At 69.2% G+C, this 21,027-nt stretch carries 19 protein-coding genes; 10 read left to right on the forward strand and 9 right to left on the reverse strand.

Features of this window, described 5'->3' with window-relative positions:
* Positions 1-11: 11 nt before the first annotated feature.
* Entirely contained in the window at positions 12-143 is a 132-nt protein-coding gene (locus tag QRN21_RS13090) for a hypothetical protein (RefSeq protein ID WP_268778170.1), read from the forward strand.
* Here the strand turns inward: QRN21_RS13090 and QRN21_RS13095 are convergent.
* Genes QRN21_RS13095 through QRN21_RS13105 form a run of 3 tightly spaced genes read right to left on the reverse strand, consistent with a single transcriptional unit; the run spans position 131 to position 2,392 of the window.
* Positions 131-493: a cupin domain-containing protein gene (locus QRN21_RS13095; RefSeq protein WP_233277244.1), complete on the reverse strand. Its 363-nt coding sequence runs from the start codon at positions 491-493 to the stop codon at positions 131-133. The two genes, QRN21_RS13090 and QRN21_RS13095, sit on opposite strands and share 13 nt — an antisense overlap.
* Positions 490-1,896, reverse strand: coding sequence for an NAD(P)/FAD-dependent oxidoreductase (locus tag QRN21_RS13100; RefSeq protein WP_285364380.1), 1,407 nt, complete (start codon positions 1,894-1,896; stop codon positions 490-492). The genes QRN21_RS13095 and QRN21_RS13100 overlap by 4 nt, the downstream gene beginning before the upstream one ends.
* A 28-nt stretch (positions 1,897-1,924) precedes the next feature.
* Positions 1,925-2,392 (reverse strand): Lrp/AsnC family transcriptional regulator, encoded by a 468-nt coding sequence (locus tag QRN21_RS13105; protein WP_053097765.1) that lies wholly within the window; start codon positions 2,390-2,392, stop codon positions 1,925-1,927.
* 100 nt (positions 2,393-2,492) lie between these two features.
* Here QRN21_RS13105 and QRN21_RS13110 point away from each other — a divergent pair, with 100 nt between their 5' ends.
* A complete protein-coding gene (locus QRN21_RS13110) occupies positions 2,493-3,926 on the forward strand; it encodes a gamma-aminobutyraldehyde dehydrogenase (RefSeq protein WP_285364382.1) in 1,434 nt (477 codons plus the stop codon).
* A gap of 14 nt (positions 3,927-3,940) precedes the next feature.
* On the opposite strand, the gene QRN21_RS13115 is transcribed toward QRN21_RS13110, so the two are convergent.
* Positions 3,941-4,228 (reverse strand): hypothetical protein, encoded by a 288-nt coding sequence (locus tag QRN21_RS13115; protein ID WP_285364384.1) that lies wholly within the window; start codon positions 4,226-4,228, stop codon positions 3,941-3,943.
* Between the two features lie 157 nt (positions 4,229-4,385).
* Between QRN21_RS13115 and QRN21_RS13120 the strand changes: the two genes are divergently transcribed.
* From QRN21_RS13120 to QRN21_RS13130, 3 genes are read left to right on the forward strand one after another with little or no spacing between them, the layout of a single operon-like run.
* Positions 4,386-5,525 carry an ROK family transcriptional regulator gene (locus QRN21_RS13120; RefSeq protein ID WP_285364386.1) on the forward strand — a complete coding sequence of 380 codons (1,140 nt, stop codon included), beginning with the start codon at positions 4,386-4,388 and terminating at the stop codon, positions 5,523-5,525.
* Entirely contained in the window at positions 5,522-6,430 is a 909-nt protein-coding gene (locus tag QRN21_RS13125) for a polysaccharide deacetylase family protein (protein ID WP_056279274.1), read from the forward strand. The genes QRN21_RS13120 and QRN21_RS13125 overlap by 4 nt, the downstream gene beginning before the upstream one ends.
* On the forward strand, positions 6,427-7,752 hold the full coding sequence (locus tag QRN21_RS13130) for an MFS transporter (RefSeq protein ID WP_285364389.1): 1,326 nt from the start codon (positions 6,427-6,429) through the stop codon (positions 7,750-7,752). The genes QRN21_RS13125 and QRN21_RS13130 overlap by 4 nt, the downstream gene beginning before the upstream one ends.
* A 6-nt stretch (positions 7,753-7,758) precedes the next feature.
* On the opposite strand, the gene galE is transcribed toward QRN21_RS13130, so the two are convergent.
* The 3 genes from galE to galT all read right to left on the reverse strand — a co-directional run bounded on the left by galE (position 7,759) and on the right by galT (position 11,244).
* Positions 7,759-8,736 (reverse strand): UDP-glucose 4-epimerase GalE, encoded by a 978-nt coding sequence (gene galE / locus QRN21_RS13135; protein WP_053097760.1) that lies wholly within the window; start codon positions 8,734-8,736, stop codon positions 7,759-7,761.
* A gap of 94 nt (positions 8,737-8,830) precedes the next feature.
* The gene (gene galK / locus QRN21_RS13140) at positions 8,831-10,027 is read right to left on the reverse strand and encodes a galactokinase (protein ID WP_285364391.1); all 1,197 of its coding nucleotides are present in this window, start codon (positions 10,025-10,027) and stop codon (positions 8,831-8,833) included.
* Positions 10,024-11,244 (reverse strand): galactose-1-phosphate uridylyltransferase, encoded by a 1,221-nt coding sequence (gene galT, locus QRN21_RS13145; RefSeq protein ID WP_053097758.1) that lies wholly within the window; start codon positions 11,242-11,244, stop codon positions 10,024-10,026. The genes galK and galT overlap by 4 nt, the downstream gene beginning before the upstream one ends.
* Before the next feature lie 158 nt (positions 11,245-11,402).
* Here galT and QRN21_RS13150 point away from each other — a divergent pair, with 158 nt between their 5' ends.
* Positions 11,403-12,362, forward strand: a complete 960-nt coding sequence (locus QRN21_RS13150) for a LacI family DNA-binding transcriptional regulator (protein WP_285364694.1) — start codon at positions 11,403-11,405, stop codon at positions 12,360-12,362.
* 426 nt (positions 12,363-12,788) lie between these two features.
* Here QRN21_RS13150 and QRN21_RS13155 read toward each other — a convergent pair whose 3' ends face one another.
* Together QRN21_RS13155 and QRN21_RS13160 are read right to left on the reverse strand one after the other, a co-directional pair.
* Entirely contained in the window at positions 12,789-13,877 is a 1,089-nt protein-coding gene (locus QRN21_RS13155; RefSeq protein ID WP_285364392.1) for a substrate-binding domain-containing protein, read from the reverse strand.
* Entirely contained in the window at positions 13,874-15,673 is a 1,800-nt protein-coding gene (locus tag QRN21_RS13160) for a heparinase II/III domain-containing protein (RefSeq protein WP_285364697.1), read from the reverse strand. Before QRN21_RS13160 ends, QRN21_RS13155 begins: the two co-directional genes overlap by 4 nt.
* A gap of 153 nt (positions 15,674-15,826) precedes the next feature.
* Here QRN21_RS13160 and QRN21_RS13165 point away from each other — a divergent pair, with 153 nt between their 5' ends.
* The 4 genes from QRN21_RS13165 to QRN21_RS13180 all read left to right on the forward strand — a co-directional run bounded on the left by QRN21_RS13165 (position 15,827) and on the right by QRN21_RS13180 (position 21,025).
* Positions 15,827-17,776 (forward strand): DUF2264 domain-containing protein, encoded by a 1,950-nt coding sequence (locus QRN21_RS13165; RefSeq protein ID WP_285364394.1) that lies wholly within the window; start codon positions 15,827-15,829, stop codon positions 17,774-17,776.
* 53 nt (positions 17,777-17,829) lie between these two features.
* Positions 17,830-19,110: an ABC transporter substrate-binding protein gene (locus tag QRN21_RS13170; RefSeq protein WP_285364397.1), complete on the forward strand. Its 1,281-nt coding sequence runs from the start codon at positions 17,830-17,832 to the stop codon at positions 19,108-19,110.
* Between the two features lie 68 nt (positions 19,111-19,178).
* Positions 19,179-20,123 (forward strand): carbohydrate ABC transporter permease, encoded by a 945-nt coding sequence (locus QRN21_RS13175; protein WP_285364399.1) that lies wholly within the window; start codon positions 19,179-19,181, stop codon positions 20,121-20,123.
* Positions 20,120-21,025 (forward strand): carbohydrate ABC transporter permease, encoded by a 906-nt coding sequence (locus QRN21_RS13180; RefSeq protein ID WP_285364402.1) that lies wholly within the window; start codon positions 20,120-20,122, stop codon positions 21,023-21,025. The genes QRN21_RS13175 and QRN21_RS13180 overlap by 4 nt, the downstream gene beginning before the upstream one ends.
* Positions 21,026-21,027 lie beyond the last annotated feature (2 nt).

Raw genomic sequence — 21,027 nt, forward strand, 5'->3', positions numbered from 1 at the left:
GTGCTTTGCCCATGACACTATCGACGGCCGCGCCGAACATCCACCGAGGAATCGGTGATCGGAACGAGCTCGCCGACGGAAGGCACACACTCATGCGCGGCATCCAGGCGGTCGCCGTCGATGCCGCACGTCAGGCGATATAGATCTTCCGCAGCGTCTCGGTGACCGTCCACGCGGTGCGCTGCCCCGCGGCGAGGCGCACGACCGACCCGGGGCCGACCTCGACGGCGGGCAGCGGGGGGTCGACGAACTCGATCCGCGCCTGACCGGTCAGCACGACGAACACCTCGTCGACCTCGGTGTCCGATGCCGTGCCGGGCGTCATCTCCCAGATGCCGATCTCGACCTCACCCAGAGTCCCCAACGCCTGCACAGCCGTCGTCGGGCGACCGATGAGCACGTCCACCGCAGGCAGCGGTTCGTGCATCAGCGGCAGCGCCGCGGCATCCACTCCGGTTCCCGGCGCGAGCTCGCCCGGCGCGAGCTCGCTCACGAGTCGAAGCCCATGCCGACGGCATCCAGCGTCTTGAGGAACAGGTTGCGCTTGCCCTCGTTGTGATCGGCCCGGTTCATCGCGGCTCGCACGAGGTTGACGCCGATCGAGGCGACGGGCTCGGGCGGGAACGGGATCGGCTTCTCGCGCACCATCGCGAGCTCGGTGCGCTCGGTCGGCTCGCCCGACAGCTTGTCGAGCATGACGTCGGCGGCGAAGCGCGCGGCGCCGACGCCGAGCCCGGTGAACCCGGTCGCGTAGGTCACGCGTCCCTTGCGGGCGGTGCCGAAGAACGCGCAGAAGCGACTCGACGAGTCGATCGCCCCCGCCCACCGATGCGTGAAGCGCAGCCCCTCGAGCTGGGGGAACGTCGTGAAGAAGTGCGAGGCGAGCTTGCGGTGGCTCTCGGCGCGATCCTCGTACTCGGGTCGCACCTTGCCGCCGAAATGGTAGACCGCGTCGTATCCGCCGAACAGGATGCGATTGTCGGCGGTGAGGCGGTAGTAGTGGAACTGGTTGGCGCTGTCGGCCAGGCCCTGGCGGTTCGACCACCCGATCGACGCCAGTTGCTCGTCGGTCAGCGGCTCGGTCATGAGCACGTAGTCGTAGACGGGAACGGTCATCAGGCGGTTGCGCTTGAGCAGCGAGGGGAAGACGTTCGTGGCGAGAGCCACGGCATCCGCTCGCACCTGTCCGCCGTCGCGGGTGACGAGCGTGATCGCACTCGATCCGTCGCCGATCACTTCGCGCACGAGCGACTGCTCGTAGATCTCGACCCCGAGCTCGACGGCGACGCGCGCCAGCTCGAGACCCAGCTTGGCGGGGTGCACCAGTGCGCATCCTTCGCGTTCCCACGCCCCGGCGAGGAATGTGTCGGAGTGCACCTCGGCCTGCACGGCCTCGCGGTCGAGGAATCCCTCCTCCTCGCGCAGCCACTCGACCTGGTGCGGCTCGACGGCGACGGCCAGCTGGCCGGTGCGCTCGAAGTCGACATCCATGCCGTACCGCTTCACGGTCTCTTCGATGCCGTCGAGGTTCTCGATCCCCAGCTCTTCCAGGCGGTCGATCTCGTCGGGCCAGCGCGTGAGGCCGTTCTCGTGCCCGTGCGTGAGGCTCGCCTCGCAGAACCCTCCGTTGCGGCCCGACGCCGCCCACGCGATGCGCGACGCCTCGAGCAGCACGACCTTGCGCTGAGGATCGCGCTCCTTCGCGCGCACGGCGGTCCAGAGGCCGGCATAGCCCCCGCCGACGATGGCGAGGTCGGCGGTGATGCTGTCGGTGAGCGCGGGGTGCGAGACGCGCTCGACATCATCGAGCCAGAACACGCTGAACGCGGTGTCGCGCAGCGAGGCATCGATCACGGCATCCGCGGGGCGGCGACGTTCGAAGACCGTGGTTCCCATGGTGTTCTCCTGGTTCTGGACCCGCGCCTCAGCGCGTGCCCCAGTTGTAGAGGTCTTTATAGAGCCCTGCGTAGAGCAGGCTCTCGGTGTGCGTGATGCCGGGGATCGTACGGATGCGGGTCGCGATCAGATCGAGCAGGTGGCTGTCGCTCTCGCACACCGCCTCGACGAGGATGTCGAACGTGCCGAGCGTGACGACGACGTACGCGAGCTCGGTGATCTTCGTCAGCTCCTCCGCGATCAGCCGCGGGTCGCCCGTGACGCGGATGCCGATCATGGACATGCGGTTGAAGCCGAGCTGCATCGGGTCGGTCACCGCGACGATCTGGATGATGCCCGCCTCGGTCATCCGCTGCACGCGCTGACGCGCCGCCGCCTCGCTGAGCCCCACCTCTCGGCCGATCTCGGCATAGGGCCGTCGACCGTCCTCCTGCAGCAACTCAACGATCCGCTTCGAGATGTCGTCCAACACGGGCTGCTTCGGCGTGGTGCTCATGTGTCGATATTGACAGGATCGGCGCTCCCTGGCAACTGATTCCATCGTTAAGATCACTTCACTCTTCTGTATTCGTGATCCGATCGCTAGCATGGCGAGCATGGCCACAGAACTCCTACAGAACTTCATCGGCGGGCAGTACGTTCCCGTGAGCGGACAGAAGCGGATGCCGCTGATCGACCCGGTGACCGAGGAGGCCTACGGCGAGCTGCCGGTCTCGGACGCCTCCGACGTGGACGCCGCTTACGCCGCCGCATCCGCCGCGTTCCCGATCTGGCGCGACACCACTCCCGCCGATCGCCAGCTCGCGCTGTTCCGCATCGCCGATGAGATGCAGACCCGCGCCGAGGAGTTCGCCGACCTCGAGTCGAAGGACACCGGCAAGCCGCGTGCCAGCCTCGTAACCGACGAGATCCTGCAGTCGATCGACCAGCTGCGCTTCTTCGCCGGAGCCGCCCGCAGTCTCGAAGGACGCGCGGCGGGGGAGTACCTCGCCGGCCACACCTCGTTCGTGCGCCGCGAGCCGATCGGCGTGATCGGGCAGGTCACCCCCTGGAACTATCCGCTGAACATGGCCGTGTGGAAGATCGCCCCGGCGCTCGCCGCAGGCAACACAGTGGTGCTGAAGCCCGCCGAGTCGACGCCCCTGACCACCCTGCTGCTCGCCGAGATCGTCGCGCTGCACACGCCCGCCGGCACGCTCAACGTCGTGCTCGGCGACCGCGACACCGGCGTGGCACTGGTCGAGCATCCGACGCCGCAGATGGTCGCCATCACCGGATCCGTGCGCGCCGGGATGGCCGTCGCACGCTCGGCGGCGAACGACGTCAAGCGGGTGCACCTCGAGCTCGGCGGCAAGGCGCCCGCGATCGTCTTCCCCGATGCGAACCTCGACAAGGCGGCATCCGGCATCGTCACCGGCGCGTTCTTCAACGCCGGACAGGACTGCACCGCGGCCACCCGCGTGCTCGTGCACTCGTCTGTGCACGACGAGTTCGTCGCCGCGCTCGTCGAGAAGGCGAAGACGGATGCCCGCACGGGCGCCCCGCACGAGGAGGGCGTGCTCTACGGTCCCCTCAGCAGCGCTGCCCAGCTCGCTCAGGTGCAGGGCTTCGTCGACCGCCTGCCTGCACACGCCACGATCGAGACCGGCGGTGCGCGTCAGGGTGAGAAGGGCTACTTCTTCGAGGCGACCATCGTGTCGGGTCTGCATCAGGACGACGAGGCCGTGCAGGGCGAGATCTTCGGCCCGGTGCTGACCGTGCAGTCGTTCGAGACCGAGGAGCAGGCACTCGAGATGGCGAACGACGTGCCCTACGCCCTCGCATCGTCGGTGTGGACCGCCGATCATGCCCGCGCGATGCGCCTCTCTCGCGACCTCGACTTCGGCTGCGTGTGGATCAACACCCACATCCCGTTCGTCTCCGACATGCCTCACGGCGGTTTCAAGCACTCGGGCTACGGCAAAGACCTCTCGCAGTACGGCTTCGACGACTACACGCGCATCAAGCACGTGATGTCCGCGCTGGACTGACGGCGGGTCTCGGGCTACCAGCGCGAGCGGATGAGCGACCCTCGCGTGAACCGCACCACCGAGATCGTCATCGGCACACTGCCGACGGGGGCATCGAGCGCTCGCGCGAGCAGCAGCTCGGCGGCCGATCTGACCTCGGCGAGCGTCGCGGCGACGCCGCGCACGTCGAGGTCGGCGACGTGCAGCACCCACCACCCGCGCTCGAGCAGGGCCGTCACCTCATAGGGGTACACGGCCGGGGTCGGAGTGTCGCTGCGCGACGACGGACGTCGGTCGAGTCGGTGCGAAATGGTCGGTCGCATCGGATGCCTCCTCCCTGTGGTCGGACGGGGCCACGGTGGCTCCCTGAAGCAAGACACGTACGGCCGTGGATCGTGACGCGGATCAGGGTCCGGATCTCTCGACACGTATGACGCGATGTGTCAAGCTGGGGCGGACGTCGAATCCGGGGGGATCCACTTGGCACGACCACTTGCGGGGCCCCAGACCCTGCTCCGAACACTCAACGGCCGCGCGATCCTTGAGACGCTCGCGCGCCGAGGCCCGCTCACCCGCGCCGAACTGGTCGCCGAGACCGGTCTCTCTCGCACTGCGGTGACGCAGGTGCTGCGGATGCTCGAATCCTCGTCGGCGGTCGCCGCTGCGGGCGTCGACCGTGACACGCGGGGACCGGCAGCAGGGCGCGTCTCGCTGCATCCACATCTCGGACTCGCTGCCGCAGTGCACGTCGACGCCCACGCCGCCCACGTCGCGCTGGTCGACCCGACCGGAGCCGTGCGGGCCGAGAGCCACGCCGCCTTCCCCGTGCGCGGGGACCGCGTGCAGCACATCGCCGGGCTCATCGACGCCTGTCAGAGGGCCGTGGCCGGTCCGCTGCTGCTCGCGGTCGTCGGCATCCCGGGCATCGTCACCGCCGACGGAGGCATCCGCGACGATCAGGGCCCCGACGGCGGCGCGTTCAAGAACGCCCTGTCGACGCGCCTCGGCTGCCCGGTGCGGGTGGAGAACGACGTCAATCTCGCGGCGCTCGCCGAGCTCTCCGAGGGCGCCGGCGCGGCGCTCAGCAGCTTCGCGCTGCTGCTCCTCGACGACGGACTCGGCGCCGGCATCGTGATCGACGGCTCCCTGCACCGGGGCTTCTCGGGCGTGGCCGGCGAGGTCATGTATCTGCCGCAGAGTCCGCTGCCGATCGGCGCTCCCGTGCTCGGTGACGCCGTCGTGCGCGACCTCGCACTGGCGAACGGGCGTGACCCGGACGAGACGATCGACCAGCATCTCGACGCCGCCTCCGCCGGCGATCCGGCCGCACTCGCCATGGCCGCCGAGATGGGACGCAGGCTCACCCTGATCGCGGGCAGCATCGCGCTCGTGCTCGATCCCGAGGCGTTCCTCCTCAGCGGCACTGCCGCGCACCCGGCGCTGGCCCGAGCGGCGGTCGCCTTCGCCGAAGAGCTCGCCCCGCAGCTCCCGCTCACCCTCCTCGTCTCGTCGTTCGGCCCGGAGGCGCCGCTGGTCGGCGCAGCCGGTGAGGCGGCATCCGCTCTTCGCGCGACCGTCTTCTCGCGGTTGCTTCCCGCATCGGACAGGAGTCGGCGATGACCTCGGACCTCGCGGATCGCCTCGGCCTCGCGCCGGGAGCCAGGGGCGTGATCATCAACGCCGACGACTTCGGCATGTGCCACGCGGCCAACACGGCGATCATGCAGCTGCTCGATGCGGGGCACATCGACTCGACGACGCTCATGGTGCCGTGCGCGTGGGCACCCGAGGCGCTCGCTTTCGCGGCCTCGCGCGCCGACCTCGACGTCGGCGTGCACCTCGTGCTCACGAGCGAGTGGACCGACTACCGCTGGCGGCCCCTCACCGGCACCGACACCACCCTCGTCGACGACGCGGGGTACTTTCCCGCCGGCGTTCTCGCGATCGAAGAGCTCGCGTCGGTCGACGACGTCACCGCCGAGATCGCCGCACAGCTGCAGACGGCGTTGGATGCCGGGGTCGACGTGACGCATCTCGACAACCACATGGGGTCTGTCTACGGTCTGCTGACCGGGCGGGACTTCCTCGGCCCGGTGTTCGAGCTCGCCGCCCGCAACGGCCTGCCGTTCCGGCTGCCGCGCAGCATGGACGGGACCGGCGACGACGCCGCCCTGCAGGCGAAGCTCGCCGAGGCCTCGGCCGCCGCCGATGCGCTCGGCGTCGAGATCATCGATCGGCTGTGGAGCCACCCGTTCGAAGAGGCGCCGGACGAGTCGTACGAACAGGTGCGCGACGGGTTCATCGCGCTGCTGCGCGCGGTTCCGGCCGGAGTGACCGAGATCTACCTGCATCCGATGGTCGACGACGACGAGCTGCGCGCGGCCGTCGACTTCGGTGCGGCCAAACGCGGGCACGAGCTTCGCCTGCTCTCCGACCCCGAGGTGCTGCAGGTGTTCGCCGACGAGGGACTGGTGCGGCTCGGATGGCGCGATCTGCGCGATCTGCAGCGGAGCCGACGCGCATGACGTCGTTGACGACGCGGCTGCGCGACCGAAGACTCGACGCCGCCCCCACGAGGGCTCAGGCCATCGCGTTCGGAGCATCGGGGTTCCCGACCCAGCTCATGGCGCAGACGTTCTCGGCGTTCGTCGTCTACTTCTACGTCACCCACCTCGGTGTCGCGCCAGCATGGGTGGCCGCGGCGATGATCGCGCACGGCGTGCTGAACGCGGTGCTCAACCCGGTCGTCGGGGCGCTGTCCGATCGAATCCGCACGCCGTGGGGCCGCCGCATCCCATGGATCGGTCTCGGCATCGTGCCGCTCGTGGTCGCCTTCGCGCTGGTGTGGATGCCGCCGGAGCTGCCGACCGCCGGGCTGATCGTCTGGTTCCTGATCGTGGTGGCGGTGTACGACATCGCCTTCGTCGTGGTCGTGCTGAACATCTCGGCGCTGTTCCCCGAGATCTTCCGCACCACCGATGAGCGGGCGCGCGGCAACGTGCCCCGTCAGATCTTCGCGATCCTCGGCATGGTGCTCGGCACCGCGGGTGCCCCTGCGCTGTACGACTCGATCGGCTGGCCGGGAATGGCCCTCGTGCTCTCGGCCGTCTGCCTCGCGCTGCTCGTGTGGTCGTTCTTCGGCGGCATGATCGAGCGTCGAGTGCCCGAGGCCGCATCCGAGGCGATGCGCTGGGGCGACCAGCTGAAGTACACGTTCGCGAACCGGGCGTTCGTGCCCTACGTGCTCGGCTCGCTGTTCATCCAGACCTCGATCGCCGTCATCCTCGCGGCGCTGCCGTTCTACGTGCGCTACTCGCTGGGCGCCGCCGAGGGAGAGGCGAGCCTGCTGCTGGGGGCGATCTTCGTCACAGCCATCCCGTCGATCGTGCTGTGGAGCGCGATCGTGCGCCGCACCTCACCCCGCGCCGCGCTGCTGTGGAGCGTCGCCGTGTTCGGGATCTCCGTGCTCGGCTACCTGCTGCCGTCGACCGTGCTCGCCGCGGCGCTCATCGGCGTCGCGGTGGGCGTCGGCGTCGGCGGTCTGCTGCAGCTGCTCGAGGTCGTGCTCGCCCAGATCATCGACGAGGACGCAACACGCACCGGTCATCGACGCGAGGGCGCGTACTTCGGGGTGAACGGCTTCGTCGTGCGCGGCTCGGTCGTGCTGCAGGCCGTCGTGGCGGCGGTGGTGCTCACGGCATCCGGCTTCGACGCCTCGCTCGGCGATGCGCAGCCGGAGGCCGTCGATGGCGGGATCCGCGTCATGGTCGCGGTGGTCCCGCTCGTCTTCGCCGCCCTCGCGTGGCTGTGCTTCTGGCTCTACCCGATCCGCACGCGCGATCTCTGACCGACGTCAGGACGCGGCCTGACGGGCCTCCCAGCCCGTGCGCACCATCTCGTCGACCGTGTATCGCATCTTCCAGTCGAGGTCACGCGCGGCGAGCTCGCCGGTCGCGACGATGCGGTCGGGGTCTCCCGGACGCCGAGGGCCGATCTCAGGGGTGAAGTCGATGCCCGTGACGCGTGCGACCGCGTCCATGATCTGCTTCACGCTGAGGCCGTCGCCCGAGCCGAGGTTGTATGCGGCCTCGATCGGCTCGCCACCGGCGAGACGCTTCGCTGCCGCGACGTGGGCGGCGGCGATGTCGCCGACGTGCACGTAGTCGCGCACGTTGGTGCCGTCCTCGGTGTCGTAGTCGTCGCCGTTGATGCGGGGGGTCTCGCCGGCGATGAGCTTCTCGAACACGATCGGGAAGAGGTTGTGCGGGCTCACGTCATAGACCGACGGGTCGGCCGACCCGACCACGTTGAAGTAGCGCAGCGAGGTGTGACGCAGCGGCTTGTCGGAGTCGGCGGTCGCGATCGCCTGGTCACGGAGCAGCCACTCGCCGATGAGCTTGGACTCGCCGTAGGGGCTCGCCGGCTTCTTGGCGGTCTCCTCGACGACGAGCGCCACATCGGGAGTGCCGAACACGGCCGCCGACGACGAGAACACGATGTTGGTGACGCCCGCGGCATCCATCGCCTCGAGGATCACCCGAGTGCCCTCGACGTTCTGCGCGTAGGTGTGCAGCGGGCGCTGCACCGAGACGCCGGCGTACTTGTATCCGGCGACGTGGATGACACCCTCGGCGTCGTGATCGCGCAGCGCCTTCTCGACCAGTTCACGGTCGAGGATGCTGCCCTGCACGAAAGCCACGCCTTCGGGCACGAACGATGCGACGCCGCTCGAGAGGTCGTCGAGGACGACGGGCGTGAGCCCGGCATCCGCCAGTGCGCGAACGACGTGCGAGCCGATGTAGCCGGCGCCGCCGGTCACGATCCAGGACATTGTGCTCCTCAGGGTGGGGAAGTGTTCAGTATCTCAGGTCGCGATCGGCGGACTCTGAGGCCGCTCGTTCACGACGTGGTCGAGCGGGCAGCGGTCACGCGTCGCGATGCGCTCCGGCCGACGGCGTGACGGTGAAGATCACGGGGGAGGTGAAACCGGATGAGGCGAACGCCGCCGACACGGCATCCGTCACCTGCTGCACCGAGTCCTGCTCGACCAGCGCGATCGCCGCACCGCCGAAGCCTCCGCCGGTCATGCGAGCACCGAGTGCGCCGGCCGCGAGGGCCGTCTCGACCGCCGTGTCGAGCTCGGGGACCGAGATCTCGAAGTCGTCGCGCATCGAGGCGTGCGAGGCCACGAGCAGGTCGCCGATCGCACGGGCACCGTCTTCGCGCAGCACCACCACGGTGTCGAGCACGCGCTGGTTCTCGGTGACGACGTGCCGCACGCGGCGGAACGTCACGTCGTCCATGAGCTCCTCGGCGCGGGGCAGGTCGTCGACCGAGACGTCGCGCAGGCTCGGTACGCCCATGATGGCGGCACCGCGCTCGCAGGCCGCACGGCGCTCGCCGTATCCGCCCGTGGAGTGCGCGTGCTTGACCCGGGTGTCCATCACGAGGATGGCGAGGCCGGCCCCGGCGATGCCGACCTGCACGAGGTTCGCATCGAGCGAGCGGCAGTCGAGGAAGATCGCGGCATCCGGCTCGCCGAGCATTGACGCCATCTGGTCCATGATGCCGGTCGGGGCGCCGACCGCCTCGTTCTCGGCCTTCCGGCCGACACGGGCGAGCGCGACGCGGTCGAGCCCGGCCTCCCAGAGCTCGTTGAGCGCGGATGCCGTGGCACCCTCGATCGCCGCCGACGACGAGAGCCCCGCACCCACGGGCACGTCGGACGCGATGGCGATGTCGAGTCCTGAACCGGTGGCCGCGGACGGAGCGACACCGTCGGCCTGGCGCAGCGCCCAGGCGACACCGAGGGGGTAGGCGGCCCACTCGGGCACCCGCGGCGCGGTGCCGGTCGGGGTCGGGAACAGCTCGTCGAGCTCGTCGAGGGAGACCTCGACCGGCTCGTCGGCGAACGTCGAGGCGACGCGGATGCGGCGGTCGTCGCGGATTCCCACGGCGGCGACCGTGCGATGCGGGATGGCGAAGGGCAGCACGAATCCGTCGTTGTAGTCGGTGTGCTCGCCGATCAGGTTCACGCGCCCCGGCGCCGACCAGACGCCTTCGGGGGTGCGACCGGTGAGGTCGGTGAACAGTGCGCGCGCGGCGTCCTGGGTGGTGGTCATGCGGATGCCTCGTCTGCGTTCTGGTCTGCGGATGCGGTGTGTGCGGCGTCGGCCTTCGCGATGGCCTCGCGAATGCGGGCCGCACCCTGCTCGGGGGTGACCTCGGCGGCCCAGGCCCACATCGCGGCCTCGGATCCCGCGAGGAACTTGAGCTTGTCGGCCGCCCGGCGGGGGCTGGTCAGCTGCAGGTGCAGGCGCACGCTGTCTCGGCCGACGTTCACCGGGGCCTGGTGCCAGGCGGCGATGTAGGGCGTCGGGGTGTCGTAGAGCGCGTCGACACCGCGGAGCAGTCGCAGGTAGAGGGGCGCGAGCTCGTCGCGTTCGGCATCCGTCGTCTCGGCGAAGTCCGGAACGTGGCGGTGCGGCATGAGGTGCACCTCCAGCGGCCAGCGGGCGGCGAAGGGCACGAACGCCGTCCAGTGCTCCCCGCGGAAGACGACCCTCTCGGACGCCTGCTCGGACTCGAGGATGTGCTGGAACAGGTCGGGCGCGGTGCGGTCGATCGAGTCGAGCAGGCGCGTGGTGCGCGGCGTCACGTAGGGGTAGGCGTAGATCTGGCCGTGGGGGTGGGGGAGCGTGACGCCGATGGCCTCGCCGCGGTTCTCGAACGGGAAGATCTGCTGAATGCCCGGCAGCTTCGACAGGGCGGCGGTGCGGTCGGCCCAGGCCTCGATCACCGTGCGGGCGCGCGTCACCGACTGGGTGCCGAACGAGCCGGTGTGCTCGGGGCTGAAGCACACGACCTCGCAGCGTCCGACCGAGGTGCGGGTGCGGCCGAGTCCGAGGGCGGCGAGATCGTCGAGCCCGCGGGGAGGGTTGCTCGCCTCAGGAGCGGTGCCGGTCGCCTCGGCGAGGGCGGGGCCGAAGGCGGGCGAGCGGTTCTCGAACACGGCGACGTCGTAGAGCGACGGCACCTCCGAGGGGTTGGTCGGCGACTGCGGAGCGAGAGGATCGGCGTCGGCGCTCGGCATCATCACGCGGTTCTGCCGGTTGGCGGCGACCGTGATCCAGTCGCCGGTGAGCACATCGAGGCGCATCGTGGCGGTCTCGCCGCGGGCGTCGAGCGTGCGGCTGTCGACGGCGCGGTCGGCGCCGAGCGTCGTGTCGGGATCGTCGAAGTAGATCAGTTCGCGGCCGTCGGCGAGCGTCGTCGCGCGCTTGACGATGCCGGCGGAGAGGGTCTCGGTTCGCAACTCAGGAGATTCGGGCGTGTTCACGTAAACATGGTACGCACAGCGCCGTGGTAACGTCAACATTCCGGAGTTGTAAGCGCGTAGAGAGGGTGCCCGTGGACGACGAGCTGCTGCGCGACGATGATCTGCGTCGCGGCGCCGCGCGCCTGCGCCGCCGCCAGGCCCCGTCCGGTCGTGTCTCGATGGCGATGGTCGCCTCCCGCGCCGGCGTCTCGGGTCAGACCGTGTCGCGCGTCGTCAACGACAGCCCTCGCGTCGACCCCGCGACCCGCCGGCGCGTCGAAGCCGCGATGGCCGAGCTCGGCTACCGCCCCCACCGCGCAGCGCGCGCTCTGCGCACCGGACGCTCGCAGACCATCGGACTCGTCGTCACCACTCTCGCGACGGTCGGCAACTCGCGGATGCTGCAGGCCACCGCCGAGGCCGCGGCTGAACGCGGCTACGCCCTCACCCTCGTCACCGCGGGCGACAGCGTGGCCGACGCCTTCGAGCGCCTGGCCGAGCAGGAGGTCGACGGCGCGATCGTGCTGAACGAGGCGTCGGCGCTGGTACCCGCAGCCGATCGGCCGCCGGGACTGCGCCTCGTGGTCGTCGATGCCCCGGGGTCTGCGGATCTCGCTGTCGTGCACAGCGACCATGTCGGAGGCGCCGCTGCGGCGACCGCTCACCTGCTGGGCCTCGGCCACGAGACGGTGCACCACCTCGCCGGGCCTGCCGACTCGTTCGCGGCCGCCGAGCGCGAGCGCGGATGGCGGAAGGCGCTCGCGGAGGTCGGGGTCGAGGCGACCGAGGTCGTCCGCGGCGACTGGACCGCCGAGGCAGGGTTCGCCGCGGGCAAGGCGCTGCGAGCAGCATCCGCCGTCTTCTGCGCCAACGACCAGATGGCGCTCGGGCTCCTCCGTGCGCTCGCCGAGTCGGGGCGGCGGGTTCCCGAGGACGTCAGCGTCATCGGCTTCGACGACGTGCCGGATGCCGCCAACTACCGCCCACCGCTGACGACGATCCGTCAGGACTTCGCCGCCTTGGCACACCGCGCCGTCGACCTGCTCGTCGCCGAGATCGAGGGCACGGAGGGCGCGGAGGGCGCCGCGGCATCCGCTGTCGTGCCGACCCTTCTGGTGGACCGCGCCAGCACTCGCTGAGGCGGTCGGCTCGCCGCGCCTGCGGTCGCCTTCGCCGCGCCTGGGGTCGTCTTCGCTGCGCCTGCGGTCGCCTCGCCGCGCCTGCGGTCGGCTTATTCGCGCTGCGGTCGCCTAGTTCGCGCTGCGGGGTCAATAACGCATCGGGTTCGCGCTGCGGGGTCAAAAGCGCACCGCAAACACCCGTTCTGGATGCGTTTTTGGCCACCCCTGCCGCGGAGGATGCGCAAGTGACCCCGCCTGGTGCGAAGGACGCGCTGTGAGGCCTGCTGTTCCGGCGCTCGCATCGGTGCCGTGTGTCCGCTGCCTCGGTGGTGCGGGGCCAATAACGCATCGCAAACGCCCGATTCGGATGCGCTTTTGGCCACCCCTGCCGCGGGAGGTGCGAAAGTGACCCCGCCTAACGCGGAGGCGGTGCGCGGGCTACGGTCAGGAGGGCGGCGCCGACGACTCTCTGGCGTGCATCGTCGGACTCAGTGACACCCGATGCACGGGGCGCGCCGGATCGGCGATCCGCCGAGCCAGGAGGTCGATCGCCGCCGCACCGACCGCGGCGCGCGGCGGGCTGACGGCGCTGAGCGCGGGGGTGAACAGCTGTGCGACCTCGTCGTCGTACGCCACGATCGAGAGGTCGTCCGGCACCGAGAGTCCTCGGTTGAGCGCGATGTCGATGAATGCCATCGCCTCGGGATCGGAGTGGATCAGCAGCCCGGTCACTCCGGCGTCGAGCGCTCTGTCGATGGCTGCATTGACGGCGGCCGTGAAACCGGGGCCGTTGCGATCGGGGAAGAGACTCTCGAAGTGCTCGGAGGGTGCCAGCCCGAGCTCTTCGCAGGCGGTCGCCCACCCGGTGAGGATCTTGCGGCCGGTGGGCGACTCCCGCGACAGGATGAGGCCCATCCTGCGGTGCCCGAGGCGGGCGAGATGGCGCGCAGCGAGCACCGCCCCCAGTGCATGGTCGGTCGTCACGTTCTCGACCGGCGCACGGTCGGGGAGCACCACGGCGTCGCGCTCGACGAAGACCGCGGGAACGCCGCAGGCGTCGAGCCACTGCACGACATCCTGCGCATGGGTCACGTCAGGGTTGGGTGCGACGATGAGGCCGCGCACATCGTCGGCGGCGAGGAGCCGCTCGAGCACGGGCCGCTCGTCCTGCAGCTCATAAGAGGCGCCACGCAGTACGAGGCGCAGCCCCTGCTTGCGCGCCTCGGCCTCCATGCCCCTCACGACTCCCGGCCAGTAGTACGCGAGTGACGGCACGAGCACGCCGATCGCTCCGCCCGTCTGTGACGGCGCGGGCGGCACGACATCCGGAGTCTGTGCCGAGACCGCTCCGCCGTGCACCCGCTCGAGGCGTCCTTCCTCCTCGAGCTGCTGCAGGTCGCGGCGCAGCGTCACCGGTGCCACGCCGAGCTCTTCGGTCAGGCGCGACACCCGCACGACCCCGTCGCGTTCGAGGGCGGAGAGGATGTGCGCATGACGCGCGGGCGCCAACGGCGCGTGCTGCTGATCGGTCATCGGTCGTCCTCGCTGTCACCCGTCACCGGGATGGCGTCGTCTCTTTCTACTCTGATCCACGCGCGATCGCGTGCGCTCACGTCCAGTTCGATGCGGGTGAGTCGTTCCCCCCACACTTCGCTCAGCATCGGGTCGTCGAGAGGGCGCACGGTCAGGGTCGGGCGGATGCCGGTGGGCCAGCGGATCACGACGGGTGTCGCCCGGTCGAGCGGCGCGATGCGGATGCCGTCGACGAGCGGTGTCACGACACCGGCGACGACGAGGTTGAGGCGGGTGGGCTCGCCTGACGATGGGGTGCCGCTCCACTCGTCCGACACTCGTATGATCCCCTCAGCGCGGTCGAGCTCGGCAGTGCGTCGCCAAGTCAGTCCGCCGATCTCGTAGGCGTCGCCGAGGCCGAGGGTCAGCGACGACGCGGCATCCGTCACCGACACGTCGACGTCGGTCGCGGCGAATTCCCGGCCCGGCGACTGGTCGATGCCGGCGACTGTGGGTGTGTTGTGCCACGAGCTCTGCATCGTCCAGATCGAATAGCGGTCGGGGCCGAAAGTCGCCTTCGTATAGGTCGGGCGCCCGGCATCGACGATGATGGGCACCCCGTCGGACGTCACGATGAACGAACCGACGTCGTTGTGGTTGTGGTGCTCGGCGTTGTGGCCGCCCTTGATGACGAGGCCGAGGCCGTCGGCCGATCCGGCCCGCTGTCGCGCGAGGAGCACCTGTGTCGACGGCAGCCACACGTCGCGAGGCAGCGGAGAGCGGACTGAGCCGGTGGCGAGCCACTCGGCATCCGTCAGCTCGCGGATCAGGCGTCCGAGCCCGGCGGACTCGGACGGTGCGACGGCGCGATGCGCGGCAGCGTGAGCTGCGGCATCCGCATCGCCCGTCCGCCGGGCGGCGCGGTGCAGCGCGTGCCACGGGTGATGCTCGCGAGGGCGGGCCTGCCCGTCTGCGAGGTTGGCGTACCAGTCGCGGCCGAGGTGGCAGCGGTGCGGAAAGGCGACGGTCTCGCGTAGTGCGATCAGGTCGGGGAACGATCGTCCGGTGGCGTGCTCGAGCACGTCGAGTGCTTCGAGCGCTCGGCAGGCGCCGTTCCACCAGTACGAGTAGCCCTCGTCGATCGCGCCGTCTGCCGGAAGTGAGACGAGATAGCGGTCGAGGCCTTCGACGATCAGGTCGAACAGCTGGTCGGGTTCGTCGTGCAGTTGCACGGCCGCGGCGAGGATCGCGGAGTGGACCCACGGATTCCAGTTGTGCACATCGCCGTCGAGGCCCAGCCAGTGCCAGTCGCGTCGCTCGGCGAACGGACGGAAGACGCGCGACTGCGCTTCATGCCGGATGCGGGAGCGGATGCCGGGAGCGCGGGCGTCGAGCTGAGTGCCGAGCACGTGGTCGACCCAGGCGAGCTGGGAGACGACCTCACCCGCGCCGAGGTCGACGAAGGGCTCGGTGACGGTCGCGAGCACGCTGCCGTGCTTCTCGAACGTGTCGTCGTGGGCCGGCCAGCACCACGAGCTCTGCTCGCACAGCAGCTGCACTCCGTCGACGACCTCGTCGATCCAGCGATTCTCGAGCGTGACGGCCGCGGCGACGACCGCGCGGCTGAGACGATGCTGTCGGGCGAAGGTGGGCTCCTCCCAGGCGACGCGGTCGCCGTCGCGGTGCACCCGCGCGGCTTGGCTGGCGAGAGGCTGCGGCCAAGGCATTCCCAGATCGGCGTTCGCACGGGTGATCAGATCGGCCGCATCGACGTGCGACCAGACGGCGCGATCGTCTGCGGTCGGCGAGGGGAGCATGTTCACAGGCCCAGCCTAGCTGATCGAAAATGATCGATCTAGCCTCATTTAAGTCTTGTATTGATCGAATTGCGGTGATAATCTCCCAACGATCGCGAACGAACGACGTGGGCTCGCGGTCCACTCTCGAAGCAGTCTTCAAAGGAGAACCCTGTGACATACGAGCGCACCCGCCCGGCGACGGCCGTGAGCCCCCGTGACGCCGTGGAGTCTCGGAATTCCGAGTGGTCCCGTGACGATCTGATCGCCTATGCCGACCGACTGCTCGCTGCCGTGCGACCCTGGGCCTCGGAGAACAACGCCCGCATCACGCTGCCGGGTGCATCGGGCGGGTACGGCGTCGAGGTCGACGGCCTCGAGGGATTCGTGCGCACCTTCCTGCTGGCCGGCTTCCGCATCGCCGGCGCACGCGGGGACGGCGTCGACGACCTCATCGACTTCTACTCGCGCGGCCTCACGGCAGGCGTCGACCCCGATAGCCCCGACCGGTGGGTGCGACTCGACGAGCACTCCCAGGCCAAGGTCGAGGCGGCATCCGTCGCCCTGATCCTCGACATGACTCGCCCCTGGATCTGGGATCGCCTCGACGACATCACCCAGCAGCGCATGATCGACTACCTCTCACCGGTCGTGGGCGACGAGACCTACCCCCGCAACAACTGGCTGTGGTTCCGCGTCGTCGTGCAGACGTTCCTGCGCTCGGTGGGCGGCCCATGGTCGAAGGCCGACATCGACCAGGACCTGGCGCAGCACGACTCCTTCCTCCGCGAGGGCGGGTGGATCTCCGACGGAGACGACCGATCGTACGATCACTACGTCGGCTGGGCGCTGCACCTGTATCCGGTGCTGTGGTCGCGGATGCAGGGAGCGGCCGATCTCGCCGGCCGCCGGACGGAGGGCGACATCGCCCGCCTCGACACCTTCCTGCAGGATGCGATTGCGCTCGTCGGAGCCGACGGCTCGCCCCTGATCCAGGGCCGCAGCCTCGTCTACCGTTTCGCAGCGGCCGCGCCGTACTGGGCGGGTCTGGTCGCGGGGGTCACGTCAGTGCCGGCCGCGCAGCTGCGCCGTGCGGCCTCGTCGATCGTGCGCCACTTCGCCGAGAACGGCGCCCCGAACGAACAGGGACTCCTCGATCTCGGATGGCACGACGAGTGGCGACGGCTCGCCCAGAACTACTCGGGAACCGGTTCGCCCTACTGGGCCGCGAAAGGCCTGCTCGGCATCGCCCTGCCCGCGGAGCACCCCGTCTGGTCGGTACCGTCAGAGCTGCTGCCCTCCGAGACCGCAGACGTCCTCCGCGTCGCGCAGGCCCCCGCATGGATCATCTCCACGACAGCGGACGACGGCATCGTCCGGGTGATCAACCACGGAGCCGACCACGCGCGGCCGGGTGACCTCGTCGGCGATTCGCCGCTGTACACCCGCCTCGGGTACTCGACTGCGGCGAGCCCGCTGCTGAACGGCGACGCCTGGGCGGAGCCGCTCGAGCAGTCCGTCGCCCTGCTGCATGCCGACGGTCGGGCGACGCACCGTGCCGGCATGCGCGTGCGCGGCATCCGTCACGAGGGTGCCGCAGCGATCGCGGGATCAGAGGCGACCGCGCACTGGATCACTCCGGCAGCGACCCAGACCAGGCACGGCTCCGGCATCACCGGTGACGTCGCGATCGCCGGCACCGTCACCACCTGGTCGATCGCGCGCGGAGCATGGGAGGTGCGGCTCGTGCGCATCGACCGGGTCGAGGCGGATGCCGCACGCGTCGCGCTGCGCATCGGCGGATGGGCGCTCGCCGCCGATGCCGTCGACGACACGATCTCGGTGAGCACCGCCGCGTCCTCGGCGCGCGGCCGCCACAGCACCATCGTCGCGCTCACCCCGGGGGGAGTCCCGTCGGTCGAGAACCGGCGCGACGCGAGCCCGCTCGGCGCCGTCGCCTCGGTGCCTGTCGTCACGTATCCGGTGTCGACCGGCGAGTGGATCGCCACCGCGGTGCATCTGTCCGACCACGCCTCCACATCCGCTCCCTCCGTCCGCCTTGACACCGACGACGTCACCGTCATCTGGCCTGATTCCACCACCACCGAACACCGGCTCGCCTGAGCCAGCACCCGACCCGTCCTGGGCGCCCGTCATTGCAAAGGAGCAGTATCCCCATGAACCGTAAGATCCTCGCCGCCGGCAGCATCGCCGCTGTCGCGGCCCTCACCCTCGCAGGCTGCTCCGGCGGCTCTGACACCGGTGGGAGCGCCGACCCCGACGCCCCCGTCACGCTCACCCTCTCGGGCTGGAGCATCGACACCACTCCCGAGTTCCAGACGCTCGCCGACGCCTTCACCGAGGACCACCCGAACGTCACGATCGAACTCAAGGAGTACGACGCGACCGAGTACAACACACTCGTCACCGCCGACCTCGCCGCCGGATCCGGCCCCGACATCATCACGCAGAAGGAGGTCAAGTACGTCACGACCTTCCAGGAGGGCGGCCAGCTGCTCGACGTCTCCGACGTGCCGCTGCCGGACGGCATCAGCGGAACCGACTCCTATGAGGTCGACGGCGCCGCCTACGCGGTGCCGTACCGCCAGGACTCCTGGGTCCTCTTCTACAACAAGGCGCTCTTCGACGCGGCGGGTGTCGACCACCCCGACGGCTCATGGACCTGGGACGACTACACCGATGCGGCCGAGGCTCTCACCACCGACGCCTCCAAGGGCGCGTACCTGCACCGCTGGCAGTCGACTGTGCAGGGCTTCGCGAACGCGCAGACCGGCACGAGCGTGCTCGACGGCGACTTCAGCAACATGACGGAGTACTACGACAGCACGCTCGCCCTGCAGGATGCCGGCAGCCAGGTCGACTTCAACACCTCGACCGCCAACCAGCTCACCTACCAGGGCGAGTTCGGCACTCAGAAGGCCGCGATGATGCTGATGGGAACGTGGTACACCGCGACCCTCATCGCACAGCAGGCTTCGGGGGAGGCGAACGACTTCGAGTGGGGCATCGCCCCCGCGCCGCAGCTCGACGACAAGACCACCGGCACCGACAACACTCCTGTGACGTTCGGTGACCCGACGGGATTCGGCATCAACGCGAACATCGACTCGGCGAAGACCGACGCCGCCAAGCAGTTCCTCGAGTTCGCCGCATCTGAGGAGGCCGCGCAGGCTCTCGCTGAGATCGGGATCACCCCGGCGCTCACGAACGACGCCGTCGTCGAATCGTACTTCGGGGTCGAGGGAGCACCGACCGACGATCTGTCGAAGTTCGCCTGGTCGACGCACGAGGTTCTTCCCGAGAACCCCACCTCCAACAAGACCGCCACGATCCAGGGCATCCTCGCGGATCTGCACACCGCGGTCATGTCGGGCTCGGTATCGGTCGACGACGCCATCAAGACGGCCGAGGACCGCGTGAAGAACGAGGTCGGCTGATCCACTCGGGGGCCGGCCCTCGGTCGGCCCCCGACACCGACCTCGCGCAGCATCCAGGAGACGAGAACATGACCACGACAGAGGCCCCACGCCCCGGCACGGCCCCGCCGCCGACGACCACGAAGCCGAGCCGCCGCCGTTCGGCGCTGCGTCGCCGCAACGCCCTCATCGGCTGGAGCTTCATCCTGCCGAACTTCCTCGGATTCGGGTTCCTGACCCTGCTTCCGGTGCTGATCCTCTTCTACATGGCGTTCACGAACTGGAACGTCTTCGGCAAGGCCGACTGGGTGGGCATCGCGAACTTCCAGCGCCTGCTCGGTGACGGCAGCTTCCACATCGCGTTCTGGAACACCATCTACTACTCGGTGCTGCACATCCCGCTGACGATCGTCGTCTCGCTCGGTCTCGCGCTGCTGCTCAACAACAAGCTGCGCGGCGTCGCGTTCTTCCGCACCGCTGCGTTCTTCCCCTACATCACGTCGATCGTCGCGATCGCGGTGGTATGGAACCTGCTCTTCAGCCCTGACTACGGACCCATCAACGAGGTGCTCCGGGCGATCGGGATCTCGCAGCCGCCGGGCTGGCTCACATCGTCGGAATGGGCGATGCCCGCCGTCGTGATCGTCAGCACCTGGCGCGACATGGGCTACTACATGATCCTCTTCCTCGCGGGCCTGCAGACCGTGCCGCGCGAGCTGCATGAGGCGGCGCGCATGGACGGGGCGAACGTGTGGGATCGCTTCGTGAACGTCACGCTGCCGTCGTTGCGCCCCACCACGTTCTTCGTCACGGTGATGCTCACCATCAACTCGTTCAAGATCTTCGACCTGATCCTCGTCATGACGGACGGAGGCCCCGGCCAGTCGACCCTGGTGCTGTCGCAGTTCATCTACAAGAAGGGCTTCGAGGAGTCGCAGTTCGGTTACGCGTCCGCCGCTGCCGTCGCGCTGTTCTTCCTCTGCATCCTCGTGACCATCGGCCAGTTCGTCTGGAACAAGAAGCGGAGCGCATGATGACCGAAACCCAGGTTCTCGTCACCGGCGGCACGCTGCGCAAACTCAGCGATCCCCGCCCCGCCGGTCGGGTGCGCACCGCGCTCACGGTCGGCCGCACCCTCGGCTACATCGCTCTCATCATCGCCGCCATCGGCCTGCTCGCGCCGTTCTTCTGGATGATCATGAGCTCGCTGAAGAACGCCAACGAGGTGTTCTCTGTGCCGGTCGTCTGGATCCCCGAGACGTTCGTGTGGCAGAACTACATCGACATCTGGACGAAGTCGAACATGCTCGTCTGGATCCGCAACACGTTGTTCCTGGCCGTCACCGTCACGTTCCTGCAGGTGCTCACCGGATCGTTCGCCGCTTACGGCTTCGCCCGTATGAAGTTCGCGGGGCGCGACATCCTGTTCCTCGTCTACGTAGGCACCATCGCGGTGCCGTGGCAGTCGTACATGATCCCGCAGTTCATCCTGCTGTCGAATCTGAAGGTGTCGAACACTCTGTGGGCGATCATCCTGCTCCAGGCGTTCGGAGCCTTCGGTGTGTTCCTCATGAAGCAGTACTACGAGACGATCCCCGAGGAGCTCAGCGAGGCTGCACGCCTCGACGGGCTCAGCGAGTACGCCATCTGGCGCCGCATCATGCTGCCGTTGTCGATCCCCGCGATCGCCAGCCTCACCATGCTCACGTTCGTGAACACCTGGAACGACTATCTGGGTCCGCTCATCTACCTGCGCAACCCGGATCTCTGGACGATCCAGCTCGGTCTCAAGAGCTTCGTCTCGAACCTCTTCGACACGAACTACGCGCTGCTCTTCGCCGGACTCACGATCTCGGTGCTCCCCATTGCGATCATCTTCCTGCTCGGGCAGAAGTACTTCGTCGAGGGCATCGCCACCAGCGGGCTGAAGGGCTGACC

The sequence above is a fragment of the Microbacterium sp. LMC-P-041 genome (assembly GCF_030209555.1).
Taxonomy (GTDB): domain Bacteria; phylum Actinomycetota; class Actinomycetes; order Actinomycetales; family Microbacteriaceae; genus Microbacterium.

What these genes read in the sequence shown, in the direction of transcription:
- QRN21_RS13090 (WP_268778170.1), top strand. Translation starts at nt 12, where the DNA reads ATGACACTATCGACGGCCGCGCCGAACATCCACCGAGGAATCGGTGAT.
- QRN21_RS13100 (WP_285364380.1), bottom strand. Translation starts at nt 1,896, where the DNA reads ATGGGAACCACGGTCTTCGAACGTCGCCGCCCCGCGGATGCCGTGATC.
- QRN21_RS13105 (WP_053097765.1), bottom strand. Translation starts at nt 2,392, where the DNA reads ATGAGCACCACGCCGAAGCAGCCCGTGTTGGACGACATCTCGAAGCGG.
- QRN21_RS13110 (WP_285364382.1), top strand. Translation starts at nt 2,493, where the DNA reads ATGGCCACAGAACTCCTACAGAACTTCATCGGCGGGCAGTACGTTCCC.
- QRN21_RS13115 (WP_285364384.1), bottom strand. Translation starts at nt 4,228, where the DNA reads ATGCGACCGACCATTTCGCACCGACTCGACCGACGTCCGTCGTCGCGC.
- QRN21_RS13125 (WP_056279274.1), top strand. Translation starts at nt 5,522, where the DNA reads ATGACCTCGGACCTCGCGGATCGCCTCGGCCTCGCGCCGGGAGCCAGG.
- QRN21_RS13130 (WP_285364389.1), top strand. Translation starts at nt 6,427, where the DNA reads ATGACGTCGTTGACGACGCGGCTGCGCGACCGAAGACTCGACGCCGCC.
- galE (WP_053097760.1), bottom strand. Translation starts at nt 8,736, where the DNA reads ATGTCCTGGATCGTGACCGGCGGCGCCGGCTACATCGGCTCGCACGTC.
- galK (WP_285364391.1), bottom strand. Translation starts at nt 10,027, where the DNA reads ATGACCACCACCCAGGACGCCGCGCGCGCACTGTTCACCGACCTCACC.
- QRN21_RS13150 (WP_285364694.1), top strand. Translation starts at nt 11,403, where the DNA reads ATGGCGATGGTCGCCTCCCGCGCCGGCGTCTCGGGTCAGACCGTGTCG.
- QRN21_RS13155 (WP_285364392.1), bottom strand. Translation starts at nt 13,877, where the DNA reads ATGACCGATCAGCAGCACGCGCCGTTGGCGCCCGCGCGTCATGCGCAC.
- QRN21_RS13160 (WP_285364697.1), bottom strand. Translation starts at nt 15,673, where the DNA reads ATGCTCCCCTCGCCGACCGCAGACGATCGCGCCGTCTGGTCGCACGTC.
- QRN21_RS13170 (WP_285364397.1), top strand. Translation starts at nt 17,830, where the DNA reads ATGAACCGTAAGATCCTCGCCGCCGGCAGCATCGCCGCTGTCGCGGCC.
- QRN21_RS13175 (WP_285364399.1), top strand. Translation starts at nt 19,179, where the DNA reads ATGACCACGACAGAGGCCCCACGCCCCGGCACGGCCCCGCCGCCGACG.
- QRN21_RS13180 (WP_285364402.1), top strand. Translation starts at nt 20,120, where the DNA reads ATGATGACCGAAACCCAGGTTCTCGTCACCGGCGGCACGCTGCGCAAA.